The 14,781-nt window shown below is 40.4% G+C and carries 19 protein-coding genes; 14 read left to right on the top strand and 5 right to left on the bottom strand.

What is annotated here, in order from left to right; genetic code table 11:
• Positions 1-146: 146 nt before the first annotated feature.
• Positions 147-461, top strand: coding sequence for a DUF3784 domain-containing protein (locus tag ACXIUD_RS16805; RefSeq protein WP_458053810.1), 315 nt, complete (start codon positions 147-149; stop codon positions 459-461).
• A 163-nt stretch (positions 462-624) separates the two neighbouring features.
• On the opposite strand, the gene ACXIUD_RS16800 is transcribed toward ACXIUD_RS16805, so the two are convergent.
• Positions 625-1,203, bottom strand: coding sequence for a hypothetical protein (locus ACXIUD_RS16800; RefSeq protein ID WP_458053809.1), 579 nt, complete (start codon positions 1,201-1,203; stop codon positions 625-627).
• 251 nt (positions 1,204-1,454) lie between these two features.
• Here ACXIUD_RS16800 and ACXIUD_RS16795 point away from each other — a divergent pair, with 251 nt between their 5' ends.
• Positions 1,455-2,045 (top strand): hypothetical protein, encoded by a 591-nt coding sequence (locus ACXIUD_RS16795; protein ID WP_458053808.1) that lies wholly within the window; start codon positions 1,455-1,457, stop codon positions 2,043-2,045.
• A gap of 206 nt (positions 2,046-2,251) precedes the next feature.
• Here the strand turns inward: ACXIUD_RS16795 and arsB are convergent, their stop codons facing one another.
• From arsB to ACXIUD_RS16775, 4 genes are all read right to left on the bottom strand, one after another.
• Entirely contained in the window at positions 2,252-3,280 is a 1,029-nt protein-coding gene (gene arsB, locus ACXIUD_RS16790) for an ACR3 family arsenite efflux transporter (RefSeq protein ID WP_458053807.1), read from the bottom strand.
• 124 nt (positions 3,281-3,404) lie between these two features.
• Positions 3,405-4,028, bottom strand: a complete 624-nt coding sequence (locus ACXIUD_RS16785; RefSeq protein WP_458053806.1) for a protein-tyrosine-phosphatase — start codon at positions 4,026-4,028, stop codon at positions 3,405-3,407.
• A gap of 96 nt (positions 4,029-4,124) precedes the next feature.
• Positions 4,125-4,667: a DUF6428 family protein gene (locus ACXIUD_RS16780; protein ID WP_458053805.1), complete on the bottom strand. Its 543-nt coding sequence runs from the start codon at positions 4,665-4,667 to the stop codon at positions 4,125-4,127.
• 214 nt (positions 4,668-4,881) lie between these two features.
• A complete protein-coding gene (locus tag ACXIUD_RS16775; protein ID WP_458053804.1) occupies positions 4,882-5,211 on the bottom strand; it encodes an ArsR/SmtB family transcription factor in 330 nt (109 codons plus the stop codon).
• Between the two features lie 329 nt (positions 5,212-5,540).
• Here ACXIUD_RS16775 and ACXIUD_RS16770 point away from each other — a divergent pair, with 329 nt between their 5' ends.
• The 12 genes from ACXIUD_RS16770 to ACXIUD_RS16715 all read left to right on the top strand — a co-directional run.
• A complete protein-coding gene (locus tag ACXIUD_RS16770; protein WP_458053803.1) occupies positions 5,541-5,858 on the top strand; it encodes an ArsR/SmtB family transcription factor in 318 nt (105 codons plus the stop codon).
• A complete protein-coding gene (locus ACXIUD_RS16765; RefSeq protein WP_458053802.1) occupies positions 5,855-6,088 on the top strand; it encodes a thioredoxin family protein in 234 nt (77 codons plus the stop codon). The genes ACXIUD_RS16770 and ACXIUD_RS16765 overlap by 4 nt, the downstream gene beginning before the upstream one ends.
• Positions 6,089-6,100: 12 nt before the next feature.
• Positions 6,101-7,087, top strand: coding sequence for a permease (locus ACXIUD_RS16760; protein WP_458053801.1), 987 nt, complete (start codon positions 6,101-6,103; stop codon positions 7,085-7,087).
• Between the two features lies 1 nt (position 7,088).
• The gene (locus tag ACXIUD_RS16755; protein ID WP_458053800.1) at positions 7,089-8,390 is read left to right on the top strand and encodes an FmdE family protein; all 1,302 of its coding nucleotides are present in this window, start codon (positions 7,089-7,091) and stop codon (positions 8,388-8,390) included.
• Positions 8,391-8,400: 10 nt separating this feature from the next.
• Positions 8,401-9,129, top strand: coding sequence for an acetolactate decarboxylase (locus tag ACXIUD_RS16750; protein ID WP_458053799.1), 729 nt, complete (start codon positions 8,401-8,403; stop codon positions 9,127-9,129).
• Positions 9,130-9,146: 17 nt separating this feature from the next.
• Complete coding sequence (locus ACXIUD_RS16745; protein ID WP_458053798.1) at positions 9,147-9,584, top strand: DinB family protein; 438 nt, start codon at positions 9,147-9,149, stop codon at positions 9,582-9,584.
• A 190-nt stretch (positions 9,585-9,774) separates the two neighbouring features.
• Positions 9,775-10,971, top strand: a complete 1,197-nt coding sequence (locus tag ACXIUD_RS16740) for a GTP-binding protein (protein WP_458053797.1) — start codon at positions 9,775-9,777, stop codon at positions 10,969-10,971.
• 13 nt (positions 10,972-10,984) lie between these two features.
• Positions 10,985-11,848: a hypothetical protein gene (locus ACXIUD_RS16735; protein ID WP_458053902.1), complete on the top strand. Its 864-nt coding sequence runs from the start codon at positions 10,985-10,987 to the stop codon at positions 11,846-11,848.
• A 43-nt stretch (positions 11,849-11,891) separates the two neighbouring features.
• The gene (locus ACXIUD_RS16730; protein ID WP_458053796.1) at positions 11,892-12,254 is read left to right on the top strand and encodes a hypothetical protein; all 363 of its coding nucleotides are present in this window, start codon (positions 11,892-11,894) and stop codon (positions 12,252-12,254) included.
• A 199-nt stretch (positions 12,255-12,453) separates the two neighbouring features.
• A complete protein-coding gene (locus tag ACXIUD_RS16725) occupies positions 12,454-12,825 on the top strand; it encodes a hypothetical protein (RefSeq protein ID WP_458053795.1) in 372 nt (123 codons plus the stop codon).
• 140 nt (positions 12,826-12,965) lie between these two features.
• Positions 12,966-13,808 (top strand): MbnP family protein, encoded by an 843-nt coding sequence (locus ACXIUD_RS16720; protein WP_458053794.1) that lies wholly within the window; start codon positions 12,966-12,968, stop codon positions 13,806-13,808.
• Position 13,809: 1 nt separating this feature from the next.
• Positions 13,810-14,781: cytochrome-c peroxidase (locus ACXIUD_RS16715; protein WP_458053793.1), on the top strand; the 972-nt coding region annotated here is incomplete at its 3' end.

Here is a 14,781-nt window from a genome sequence, read left to right as displayed (position 1 = left end):
CATATTTCATTTCAAGAGCAGATAATTAGCTTCCCAGACCAGGAATGATTTCACCTCAAACCCTATAAAGTTTTGTCAACTATTGTTATATTAGTGACGTTAAATGTTCGTATAGAATTTATTTTTGGTCAACTAGCTTTAAAAAAATGGTAATTATTTTCACAAGTTTGGGTTTTATAGCATTTGGGATTTTGATGAAATTATTCCCTCGTGTATTCATTGGGACTAGGCATTTTTCTCAGAAAGAAAAGGAGTTTGCTATTGAAAATGGGTTACATATTTTTCTAAGCTATGTTTTTATAGCAATGGGACTAATTCCATTGTTGGGTTACTTTATAGGAGAGTGGCTTCATAAACCAAATCTGGCCTCTGGCTTGACTTTAGCTACATGTTTACTCGGAGCAATTATTGTAATCATTGCTATGCCCATCTTTGCCAAAGAGCGCTTTCGAAAAGGCTAGTCTTTTTTTGAAATGGAATCGGCTTAGAAATCTAGTAGCCAAAAGTTCACCCATACTCTCTCATAACTACGCTGACTTATCGGGTAGCTCGCGATCACTAACTCAAAAGTAGTTGGATAAAGTATGAATGAATGGTTTTTTCTTGAGAGTGTTTTACCTGGAATTACCTTCTATTAGGAAGTGTACCTGATAAATAAATACCAATTGAATTCCCAGAGAATATATCTTGCCTATTTTGATAAGTCATAGGGGTGTAGGTCAAAGCAAACCATTTATATCCAAATTCGAATCGAGGGTTGGTCGTGCTTGTATAGGTAACATCAGGGAAAAAGCCATCACCTCTTAATTTAGGGTTCAAATGGGTAGTAATACCCACCCCAAACCGGAAATCTTCATTTATTTTCCAAAATGGTGTGAAGTGAACAGGGAATCTTAAAAACATGATATTTGCATCATCTGCTGCGGTAGGGGTCCATTTCAAGCCTATAGCCGATCTAATCATCAAGTGCCTGAAGTTAGCGAATTGCATTTCGCCACCAATACCCAAGTTGATACCTTGTCCCGCTCGCAGGGTTTGATCACCACCATTGGTGAAGAATACTTGTAAAATCTCATCCCCGCCAAATTCGAAGCCCCCTTCGATTAGCAGTTTGACACTAACGGGTTTCTCAGCATTTTGTGAGAATACTTGTGTTGCACTCAATGATAGGAACAAGCACAAAGCAATACATGCTTTCTTCATACAGTTTTAATGGTTTTGAAAGTAAATAGAGGTTGAAATCAGGGTATAAAAATCAGGCAAAATAGATAAAGAATTCTCTTTATAAATTCAGGATGATTCTATCGAAAGCTATGGAGAATTTTAATTATTTTCAATAGGGATTCGTTAAAATTTTCAGGAATCACAAGAAATTAGTTAAGAGTTCTTAACCAACTTTTTAATTCAAGAAACCGTAGATACCTTTAGTGCTCACACGTAAATTTTCATAGATTATGAACAAACATCTACACCTCTCGCTCATTTGTATCCTATGCCTTTTTCCACTGATAGGTTTTTCCCAAGAGAAAGCATCTAAAATCGACTATTCCTTTGGTGGGGGAACCACCATTGATAACAATAACTTACTTTGGGGGCTGAATATGGGGGGTGAATTGAATTACCGATTTGCCAAGCGTTTGTCCTTGAATACGGGAGTTTCGTTTTATCAGTCTTTGGGTAATTTGGAGAGCAATGAATTGTCTGATATAGATCAGTCCTCAGGTATTTTTATCAGCCCAACGTTGAGATATGATATCATTCAAAAAGACAATGGCTTTAAGTTGGCTTTTGGTGCAGGCCCTTCATTGCAATTGGGTGGTGAGTCCGTGAGGGTCCAAAACTCTTTTAATCCGCAAGATCCAGCACCATTTACCATCATCAACAAATACCAACGAGTGGGTCTTTTGTTAGAACTGGAAGCCGAATGGAAATCTAAAAACCCCAATATCCGAAATGCAATTGGAATCTCGGCTTACGGTGCGGATGGGCTTTTCCCTTGGTTTATTGATGCTACATACAAAGTACGATTCCAGGGATGGAAATAAAGTTGAAATAAGGTAGAAATAGAGTGGAAATAAATTTGAAATATTTGTACAGTTTATAAATCCAAGCATCTCTTGTTTTTCAATGAAACAGATCATTTAAGCGTATAAGATAGTTTCACCCATATTTATTTCCACCTTATTTCGCCGAAGGCATATTTCTACTTTATTTCAATACTAGTATTTTGATTTTATTGGGTTTAGTCCGTTTAGTACTTCCATTTATTAGCCAAGCTCACTAGGTGCAGCATTACGGGTACTTCCACCAGTACACCGACCACAGTCACTAGTGCTGCTGGGCTGTCTAAGCCGAATAAGGCAATCGCAACAGCTACCGCCAATTCAAAGAAATTACTTGCCCCGATCATGGAAGCTGGAGCGCAGACAGCATGACGGAGTTTCAATTTCCTTCCTCCAAACCATGCCAAGAAAAAGATAAAGTAGGTTTGGATGATCAAGGGTACAGCGATCAACAGAATGATCAAAGGATTATTCAGGATATTAGGTCCTTGGAAAGCAAAGAGTAATATCAAGGTCAATAACAAAGCAATGATGCTGACTGGTTTAAACTTGGGTAGAAATTCCTTTTTGAACCAGTCTTCTCCTTTTCTGGCGATCATGATTTTTGAAGTAAGTACTCCTGCTACCAAAGGAATCACCACAAAGATGACTACCGATGCAACCAAAGTTTCGTAAGGAACAGTCACATTGGTAATACCCAACAAGAAACCCACTAATGGAACGAATGCCACCAAGATGATCAGGTCATTGACCGATACTTGCACCAAGGTATAATTGGGATCCCCATCTGTCAGGTAGGACCACACAAATACCATGGCCGTACATGGAGCCACACCCAATAGGATTGCTCCTGCGATGTACTCACCGGCCATATCTGGTTCAATGTACGCCGAGTAGAGCTGATCAAAGAAAATCCATGCAAAGAATGCCATGGTAAATGGCTTGATCAGCCAGTTAATCACCAGTGTCCAGATCAACCCCTTCGGTGCTTTGCCTACTCCTTTGATACTCCCAAAGTCAATCTGCAACATCATGGGATAAATCATAAGCCAGATCAGAATAGCAATAGGCAAGTTGACATTGTAAATTTCCAAATCAGACAATACCGAGATGTCATCTCCTGCTAAATGACCAATTAGAATTCCAGCACCTATACACAAAGCAACCCATAGAGTGAGGTATTTTTCGAAGAAGGCGATTTTTTTGGTTTCAGACATTTTTAGTTTGATTGAAAGTTGAGTAGGTATTGCGGTTGATATTGGTAGATATTAGCTCTGCGATATTTTTGGATATTGGTTTGGACTTTCATAGCAATATCCAAATATCCAATATCAATTAATATCAATCCTTTTTGGCTTTAGATATTCTAGAGAAAACAAATAACATCTCCGACGCTATCTGCAAGGATCGTTCATCGTATTTTTCAGCTTCCTGATCTGTATCGTCAAAGGCTTTTGGGTCTTCGTATCTAACCGGAATTCGGGCTTCTGCACCCGGGATAAAGGGACAGTTTTCATCAGCATGGGAACAGGTCATCACTGCTGCAAAACCCTTTGGGGTATTGGCTGCATCGTCATAGACTTTGCTGAAAGCTACTATGGGGTCCTCATCATCGGAATAGAACACAAAGTATTTAGGATTTCCCTCTCCCTCGCTGCTGGTTTTAAAGCCAAATCGTTTGATGGAGTCCACCGCTCGTTCGTTGAACGCAGTGACTTCGACTCCTCCAGAAAAGGAATTTATATCAATGCCATAGAAGGAGGCTGCTACCTTTCCCCAAATCTGGGAAAACTGACTTCTACGTGAATTGTGGGTACAAATAAAATTCAAATTAATTTCCTCGTCTTGATTGATTTTCTGCTGGATATATTCAATCAGTACTTGAAGGACTGCCTTCCGATCATCTGAGATCGGAAGTGCTTGCGCTTTTTCGATGTGCGCTTGAAGTGTTGGGTATAGATTCATTTTTTTAGAAACAAGAGTCAAGAGACAAGAATCAAGAAGCTAGAGTCAAGATTCAAGAAGATTGTCTAATCTCTCGCTTCTCGTCTCTCGCATCTCCTAACAGCATCCCGATCCAGGTTCGCAGCTGTTAGCTGCTTGAAGGGAAGCAAGTGAAACACGGATTTTTGGTTTTTCGGAAACAGGCCCGCAACAAGCGGCTGCTTTTTCCTCAGGAGTGGAGGCGCGGTCTTTGGCTTTGCAGGTAGTTTGATCCGGTGTGAGTTGGACGATTAAGGCATTCCCTGTGTCTTTGATGTTGTGGACTGGTAGTACGGATGTTGGAAACACTGAATTACCATATTCAAACTTGATGTCTGCATCCGGATAAGTCTCTCTTACACGATTGACGACCTCAAAAATTTTCATGGCTTTGTCCGTGTCCACCATATGATCTGGCTCCGGAACTTCATTTTCCCACAGTTGGATATGCACTTCTGACCATTGATTGCGGATACCACCACAGTCTACTGTGTCAAAATTTACATTTTTGATTTCAGTAATGTGGTAGTCGGCTCGTACATACTGACCTGATTGGTATTCGAAGAAAAGCGCCTTTTCGGGGTGTTCTTGTAGGATTTGGGTAAATTCGGTTGTTTTCATAGTATTTCACGCAAAGACGCAAAGGCGCCAAATTTTTTAAAGTATGTTGTAGACACTAGACTCTAGTTAAGAATAATCTCCATCTTGATACGGTCCTTAATATATCGCCGTAGGATAATATCTACTATATATCGCACAGCGCATATCATTTTCTAACTCTCAAAAGCTCTCTGCACCTAAGTCTCGTTTCTAATTTCTCGTCTCTCGCTTCTCCTCAACAGCATCCCGATATCCTCGGAAAGCCATCAAATAGCTCTTGAAATAGATTTTGCACTTCCGCCCAGCGTACTGCATCTATGCAATAATTAACAGATACACCTTCTATGCTTCCCTTGATCAGACCAATTTCTTTGAGTTCGCGAAGATGTTGGGAAATGGTAGCTTGAGCTAAACCTAGTTCCTGAACCAAGTCTCCATTAATACAAGAGTTGGCTTGGATGAGGTATTGTAGGATGGCTATACGGGCAGGATGGGCAAATACCTTCGCAATTTTCGCCAGTTCGTTTTGTTGGTCAGTGAAGAGATCTGTTTTGGTAACACCCATTGTTGAGACGGTTAGAGATTAGAAGCGAGAAACTAGAGAAAAGAGGCAAGAATCAAGAGAAAAGAAACAAGACAGCGAATATTTTGGGAATAACCTATTTCACCACAGCCGACAATATCCCCAGTATTCAAATATCTATTTCCAGCATGTTTCTACTTTATTTCAATTGTATTTCGCTGAAAGCATATTTCAATTATAAATATATCGCAATATTACGATATATTTTTTTCTGTTCCAAATTTTTCGAGGGGAAATATCATGAGCTGAGGTGACAAAGGTCACGCTATCTCGTATTTATCCATCGTATTTTTACGATATACATCAGGCCCATGGAAAGAACAGCAGTTAAAATAGATTACTCCCTTGGAGAGCAAAAGCTAGCTATCTATGCGAAAGCTATGGGGCATCCGGTTCGGATACAGATTTTGAAGATCCTGAGTGAGCAAACCTGTTGCTTCAACGGTGACCTCACGGAAATCATTCCCTTAGCGCAGTCCACCATTTCCCAACACCTGAAATCATTGAAGGACGCTGGCTTGATTCAAGGGGAAATTATGCCCCCAAAGATCAGGTACTGCCTCAACAAAAAAGCATGGGCGGAAGCTTCGCAATTATTCGAATCGTTATTTAAACACCATATATCATGAGAATCATCAAAATCCTAGGCACAGGTTGTGCCAAGTGCAAGCAAACTGAAGCGGCTGTTCGTGAAGTCATCGAGAAAGAAGGTATTGCTGCAGAAGTGATCAAGGTAGAAGATATCCAACAAATCATGTCTTATAATATCCTTTCTACCCCAGCTGTTGTAGTGGACGAAGTAGTCAAAATCAAGGGGAAGGTTCCTTCTTCTCAAGAAATTATTGCAGCCCTTTCTTGATAAATCAGGACTATGTTTGACTGGTTACAAAGTTTTGCGGATTGGCTGATTTATCAGGTCATTGGGATAGCAGCAGAAAGCCAACTAGGAGTGGCGCTGAATTTCTTTGTCTACGATGTACTGAAAATCCTGATTCTGCTCTTTGTTATTACCGTGATCATGGGTATCGTCAATGCCTATTTTCCAGTCGAGCGACTTCGTGATTTTCTCCAAAAAAGAAAGCTTTACGGACTAGAATATTTCCTAGCCTCACTCTTCGGAGCGGTAACACCCTTTTGTTCCTGTTCCTCTGTACCTCTATTTATTGGCTTTGTTCAAGGAGGAATACCGCTCGGTGTCACCTTTGCTTTTCTGATTACCTCCCCTTTGGTCAATGAAATCGCTTTGGCGATTTTCTTGGGAATGTTTGGAGTAAAATTCACCTTGATCTATGCCTTGATGGGTATTTTATTGGGGATGTTTGGAGGAATGGTCTTGGGGAAATTGAAACTGGAGCGTTACCTGAGCGATTGGGTACAGCAATTGATCCAAAACAAAAACAAAGTACAAGAAGACTTTGCAGCAGAAAACACCCCATTTCTCCAACGGCTTCCCTCTATTACAAAAGATGCTTGGGCGATTGTCAAAAGCATCGTGCTTTATGTAATCATCGGTATTGGGATTGGAGCATTTATGCATGGCTATGTGCCTGAGAATTTCTTTGAACAGTACTTGGGCGATGGACAATGGTGGACTGTTCCACTTGCAGTCATTCTCGCAGTGCCACTCTATGCCAATGCCGCAGGCATTATTCCTGTCATTCAAGTCATGATAGTCAAGGGTATCCCTGTGGGTACTGCCATTGCCTTTATGATGGCCACAATTGGTCTATCGATTCCCGAAGGCACCTTGTTGAAGAAAGTGATGAGCATGAAGCTGATTGCCATTTTCTTCGGTACAGTAACGGCCTTCATCATCCTTTCCGGATTTATATTTAACATCATCTTTACTACTTTATAAAATGAAAAAAATTAGTCTAACTACCCTTTTTCTTCTGTTCATAACCTTTGCTTTTGCCCAACATGGCGTGGTTAAATCCACTGGGGCTATGAGTGAAATGGGAAAAACAGGTTTTGCACCTACCATTTCTGCCGATACGCTTCAAAAATATCCCCGCATTTTCGGCTTAGGTCCGCTTGGTAAAATGCAGGGAGAAATCACTTTTGCAGATGGAGTTCCTTATTCAGGTTTTGCAGACCTGGATGGCAATGCTTTTATACAAGAGAATTGGAATATTCAGGCACCTTTCTTCGTCTATGGTGAGGTGGGGGCTTGGGAAGCATTTTCGCTATCCGGTGACTTGGAGGATTTGTTGGCGTTGGACAATTTGGTAGAAAACATTGCCGGTGAGAATGGTTATGATTTGAGCCAACCACTTTTTTTTAAAATTGAAGGCACTTTCGACGAAATGGTTACGCACATTGTCACGCCAAGATCTCCTGATGTAGAGGGGTACAAGCCCGGAAGAAATCAGGAAAATTATGAGCATCTCAAGGAAAAGGGTGAAATCATTGCGGTGTATTCTCAAGTTGGCAAACGTATCTACACCCATCATGATACCTTTATTCACGCCCATTTCATCAATGATACAAAAACATTTACCGGTCACATCGACAAATTAAAAACCAACTTAAACGGAAGTACACTCTATTTACCTAAACGGAACAAATCACTTAGCTTTCAAACCAATGACACCGACTTTTCCAAAGGTCGTCTAGGCTTTCAGCAGGAAGTTGAATTGGACGACCTGGTCAAGTTTCACGGACATTTGTGTGATGGTTTGGTAGTCGGGGCTATGGGATTGAACGAAGCATTGCAGCACCTTTTTCCGGATGGTGTGATTGATCGTACGGACCTTCGCATTGTCTCCAAATCCTCGCCTTGCCTGACGGATGTGGCAATTTATCTGACGGGAGCAAGGTATCAGTTCAACACCTTTTATGTGGATGACGCGATTGAAGGAATTTATATTGTACAGAAGATTTCTGATGGCTCTACCTTTCAAGTCAATCTTAACAAAGGAGTAAAACCGGCTATTATCGGAGAAATGAGCGAGCTTGCTGTCAATCAAGAGTTGACGGGCTGCCAATTGGATGAGTTAAAAAGTATTGAAGATGATTTTATGGATTTTTTGTTCCAAGCGGACGCAAAAGAAATCTTCTCGGTGAAAGCGCTTGCTAACTTTGATTGGAATCCTTTGCTCAAAAATGATTTTGTCAAGACAGACGTTCTCAATAAGCATGCAGAAACCTGTATTCATTAATCATTTAAACATGAAAAATTTTCTAGTTTTTTCTCTTTTGTTTATGGCACTTGCTGTAAACGCACAAGAAATCCAATTGATAGGCAATACTGCCCAAATCATGAAGGAGCGAAATCTTTCTGCCAATATTGATTTGGATACGATCAGCAACCGTAAATTTCTTTATGCTATAGGTGCTATGGAAAACCTTCAGGGAGAAATTGTAGTATTCAACGGGAAGCCTCTTTATGCGGGTTTGGATGAAAATCGTAATCCTTACTGGGAAGAGACCTTTGATAAAAAAGCTATCTTTTTTGTCAGGAGCAATGTCGATGCTTGGCAAAAGACGGTTTTTAGAGAGGAACCAATATCCAATAGGCATGAACTTACAGAGATCATCATGCGCGAAGCCGCCGCAGCTGGATTGGATATAGAAGGAGGTTTTCCATTTAGAATCCGGGCAAAGGCAAATCATATTCAGGCACATATCGCCTATTTAACTCCTGAAACCATTGCTGATTTCACTCCTCAGGGTAAAAAGCAGGACGACTATCCACTTACCGTAGAAAATCAAAATGTTTGGATCATTGGTTTTGCAGGAAAAACAGCAGGAGGTAGGTTTGCCATGCCATCCATAGGTAATAATGCAGCAAGTCAACTGCATATGCATTATATTAAGAGTGATAAAGAAGAAGCAGGGCATATCGAAGACCTAGTAATCAAAGGACCATGGCAACTATGCCTGCCCTTAAAACATTAAACCAAAATATCATAACTATGAAATCATTTATCGAACTCTGGAAAGAAGGCCGCACACGGTTTACCAACCAACTGGCCAAAATCACACCTGTTGACCTTATTAAGAAACTTGGGGAGTCGCCCAACTCTGCCGGCTTCCTGATCCGTCACATTGCCGAGGTGGAATTGCTTTTTGCAAAGAATGTTTTTGGAAATATGGATGTAAAAGTCGATGCGCAAACCTTAAAAGCTGGTAAGGATACTGGTGAATGGACCGATTTGGAAGCCTTGCTGGCATTGGTGGAGGAAGCAGGCAAGCAACTTGAAAAGGCTATCGGAGCTCAAGATGATTGGGGTGCGGTCATAGAAACCAAGGAGTTTGGTAAAAAAACAAAAGCTGAGGCATTAGGAAGAATTACTACGCATACGGCTTACCATGCCGGACAATTGGCTCTCATTATTAAATATGGAAAGTGAAAATTCTGACAACATATCAGGCAAAGTAAAACATTTTCCCTTCTATTTTTTAATTGTCTGAATTCTTTCGATATTTGCAATTATGTTGCATAAACAATCTGTTTTTTGATTCAAAGTAAGTTAATCAGAACGCTTGGATTATGCAGCTTAGTGAATCAATCAAAGTCCTACTTTTCTCACCAATCGAATCATGGAAAAGAAACTACCCGTAACCGTGCTCAGTGGCTTTCTTGGAGCTGGAAAAACAACCTTATTGAACCATATCCTTCATAACAAAGAGGGTCTCAAAGTGGCTGTCATTGTCAATGACATGAGTGAAGTGAATGTGGATGCGCAGTTGGTGAGAAGTGAAAACACACTTTCCAGAACAGAGGAAAAGTTAGTGGAAATGAGTAATGGCTGTATTTGTTGCACACTCCGAGAGGATTTGATGCTGGAAGTGGAGCGTTTAGCTAAGGAAAATCGCTTTGATTATTTATTGATAGAAAGTACAGGTATTTCAGAACCGCTTCCAGTCGCCCAAACATTCAGTTTCGTAGATGAGGAAAAGGGGATAGACCTTTCTAAATTTAGCCGTTTGGACACCTTGGTGACAGTGGTAGATGCTTTCAATTTTTATAAAGACTTTGGTTCGGCTGATACGGTGTATTCCAAAATGCTCAACGATGACCCGGAAGATCAGCGATCTATCGTAAATCTATTGACAGATCAGATTGAGTTTGCCAATGTGATCATTATCAACAAAGCAGATCTTGTTTCGAAAGAAACGGTAGAAGAATTGGCTGCGATCATTCATAAGTTAAACCCAGGAGCGAAGATCATCAGCACTTCCAATAGTAAAGTAGATCCTAAGGAAATCCTCAATACTGGTTACTTTGATTTTGAAGAGGCTTCTAATTCTGCGGGTTGGCAGGCAGAGCTTGAAAAAGATCAGCACACGCCCGAAACGGAGGAATACGGAATTTCTTCCTTTGTGTTCAGAAACAAAAAACCCTTTCATCCCCAGCGATTTTGGAAGTACATCTCCGAAAACTGGCCTGCTGGAGTCATCAGAAGCAAGGGGCTTTTTTACATTGCTTCCAGAAAAGATCAGGCACTTTCTTGGTCTCAAGCTGGGGGTTCCTTGAAAGCTGAGCCTATAGGAGTTTGGTGGGCTAGCATGCCTTTCAAAGAACGAACAAGCTATGCTTCCTACATTGAAAATCAAGCATACATTGAATCTAAGTGGGATAAGATCTTTGGAGATCGAATGAACGAGCTTGTCTTGATCGGACAGGACTTGGATCAGGAGCAGATTACCAAGGAATTAGAGGAGTGTTTACTCAACAATGTAGAGTTGGCAGAATATCTCAAGGGTAAAAAGTTTATGGATAATTGGCCGATTTAATGAGAATTCTGTGATGCATTTGCTTCCAAAGAAAATTAAACATTGGGGCTTAATTCTAGTCTTCTTTTGGGTACAAGTCTCTTTATTTGCCCAAGTAAGTAAAGATGTCCTTCAATTGGCGGATTCACTTGCTAAGGAAACTTTGGAAAAAGAGGGACTCTTCACTGTAATGGGAGGCCTTAAGCCGATTAGTACAGTAGAACATTTTCAATTTCCAATTGACACGGTTTTTAAAGCCCTTTTGGATTCGGATGCATCAGCAAAGCAAATCGGCTTATTAAAGGAAAGCTTAGAGCTATTAACAGATGACAATATTGGGTTTGCCATAGTGCCCTTCAAAGGAGTATATGGAGATTCTAGAACTTTCCAATTGTTGGTTTTTAATCGTGTAGCCCTTCAAAACACCATTTTATCTTACACTGATTTCTTTCTCAAAAGAGGAGTACTTTCTGATGCAGATCCTAATGCTTTCCTGCTCATGTATGAATTTGAAGAAAAAATGGATCGCTTTAGGGCTTACGGGTATTTATTTGGATATCCGGCATATGCGATAGATTTTTTTGTAAAGGCTGCACTGCATGAAGAGGAAACAGGCGAGTTTGTGAAACGAAGTTTTTTTCAAATACCCGTGGCAAGCTCCGAGACTGGAAGGTTTGTGTATGCCATACCTGAAAATCAAGAGCCCTCAGCGGAAGATATGGAGTTGAAAAGAAAAGCAGGAGAACTATTAGAAACCTATAAACGGGTTCGAGATGAGCAATTAGCCCAAGAAAATGACTATCCATTCCTTGAATTGTTGAAGTTTATCCGAGAAAATTTAAGTGAATGTAGTTGTTTAGAGGGAAAATCCTTCAAATTTCCTAGGACTGTTAACTAATTCTTAATCCTTTGTTAGTACCTTTGCGCCGATGTTAAAAAGCTTGATATACATATGCATTGCAGCCTTGTTGGTGTTGAACGGAATGATCTATTCTGTCATACAGGGCTCCTATGTATTGAATAAAGCATCTATCATCGAAAATTTCTGTGTCAATCAATCACAGCCAGAACTCAAATGTGATGGTAAGTGCTATTTGGCCCAGCAATTGAAAGCTGAAAAAGAAAAGCAGGATCAAAATAGCCAACATTTCTTTGCAATGGATTTTGGGCAATTTGTAATTGCTGAACAAATTTTACTTTTGGTATTAGCTTCGATCAACAATGAACCTGAGTATTCTAAGTTTTATTTAGAGTCAACTCCAAGTATTTTTTCAGGTGATATTGAAATACCTCCCCGGGTTTAATCCTCAGGCTGTTTTACGCTTTCCCCATAGGCAGGTAGTTCTTTTGAAATCGCCTAGTCAATCTTATGAATAGTTCATTCATTTCGGCTCCGCGTAAAGCAGGTTTTATTCCTTAGCCTTTCCACTATTAGCCCTAAGGCTGAATTTCTTCAAAAAATTAGTGTAATCTACTACTTATAAAAGTAATCGGTAGAACTCCATGGTGCGTACCCTATTTATTCTTTGCATGGCTTGGATGGTCATACTTAACAGTATGGTCTATTCGATTATCTGTGTCAATTTTCAGCTAAACAGATCCTTTATTGCGGAAATGTTCTGTGAAAATAAAGACCTACCCATGTCCGAGTGCCAGGGGAGTTGTTATCTAAACAAACAATTGGATCAGGCATCACAGGAATCAGATAGCGATTGGATGAGTTTTAGATCGGATTTCAATTTGTATATACTTCCAGGTACCAGTTTGGAAAAAGCCAAACTCAACGTCCAGCTATTAGTTACGGAGCTGAGTTGGCAAATTGTAAGCCCTTATATTGCAGACCTTAGTATTTTTGACAGACCTCCTAATAGGTGATTTTTTTAATAAATCGAGGCTAGCTCTAATTAGCCTAATGACAGCAAGACTTCACTTCGTCTTTTGTTCTGTCTATTCTTTATAATAAAATAATTGATGAGGCACTTATTAGTTGCCTTTCATAAAAATAATTGTCAAAAATGAAAAAGTTTAAATCATTACAATACATCATTAGTGCTCTTCTTCTATCAGCTTTGCTATGGTCTTGTCAGGAATCGGAAAATCCTTCGCTCAACGAAACGGGTGAAATGATTGTGAAATTCGATAATTATGTAGGCAATCGTCCATTAGTTCTTGATCCCACCGGTAGCACCAATTACAGGTACACGCTTCCAAATGGTCAGGAATTCAATATCACAAGGTTTGGCTATTACATCAGCCATATCAAATTGGAAGGTCCAAATGGTGAAGTCTTTGTGGACCCCATGCTGGCCTCAGCTGCCGAAATCAAAGGGTATTACCGAGTTGATCAGTCAGATCCTAGTACGTTTGAAATCCGATTAAAAGATATCCCAGCGGGTCAGTACAATAAAATATCCTTCAATCTTGGTGTAAAAGAAGATGGTATTCTAGAAGGTGCTGTAGCAGGTATACTTGACCGGGCAGCTGGTGGATGGTTTTGGAATTGGAATTCAGGTTTTATCCACTATATGTTTGAAGGGCATTCTCCGGCTTCCGAAAGAGTTCAAGGAGATCTTCGCAATAGAGTTCGTCTACATTTAGGAGGTTGGAAAAATATTTCTCCAACTGACGGAACACCACAACGGTTCTTTGACAACAATGCAACCATTAGTTTGCCATTTGACGCTACGGTTCGTGTCAATAAGACCATGCGTCCTTCCCCGCACATTCACATGGATGCATTGCAGGTGATAGGTCAAGCGGATTTTACGATTGACAACAACATTCATACACCTTTGGAAGGGCGTCCATTTGCTCAGCGCCTTTCAGATGCTTTTGTTGTGGATCATACGCATCAATAAAATGATAGAAGTTAGGAATAAAAAAGGAGGTTGGATCTTATCGTCCACCTCCCTGTTCTTCATTTTGTTGATAATAGCTTGCTCTCAGGCACCAGAGGTACCTGTTTTAAATAGGTATCAGTTTGAGAAACCAAGTCATTTTCCTGATCCCACATACACCTTCAGAAATAATCAGGTACATGAAAAAGGCTTCAAACTAGGGAGAAGATTGTTCAACGACCCTACGCTTTCGCGTGATGGTTCGGTATCCTGTTCTTCCTGTCATTTACAGAGTCATGCATTTGCAGATACATGGCTGCACCCTTTGAGTATAGGAGTTGATGGAAGAGAAGGAAAGCGCAATGCTCCTCCCTTATTCAATCTAGCTTTTCATAAGGAGTTTTTTTGGGATGGAGGAGTGACTCATCTTGATTTTACCCCCATTCTCGCATTTGAGAATGAGGTAGAAATGGATATTGAGTTTCCTGAAGTTGTAGCTCGAATCCAGAGACATCCCGAATACCCAAGATTATTCAAGGAGGCATTTGATGTGGATGAAGTTACAGGACCATTTGTACTGCATGCTTTGAGCCAGTTTATGCTGATGATGGTGTCTGCTGATGCTAAGTACGATCGCTATATCAAAGGCGATTCTAAAGCACTCACATCCTTAGAGCTTGATGGATTAAAGCTTTTCAGGCAACACTGTGAAAGCTGTCATCAAGAGCCCTTGTTTACAGATTTAAGTTATCGAAACAACGGTGCCCAGCGATCCATCACGGATTTGGGAAGAGAGATCGTAACCGAGCGCATGCAGGATCGGGCAAAGTTCAAAGTACCTTCGCTCAGAAACATTGAAGTGACTAGTCCATATATGCATAATGCTCGATTTGAAACCTTGAGGCAGGTTTTGGATCATTATACAGATGGAGTTACCGACCAAGAGACCATCGATCCGAAAGTATTTGCTGATGGGAAACCGGTAATTGCTCTC

The organism is Mongoliitalea sp. (genome assembly GCF_054166905.1).
This window is presented reverse-complemented; position numbering and strand designations above follow the sequence as displayed.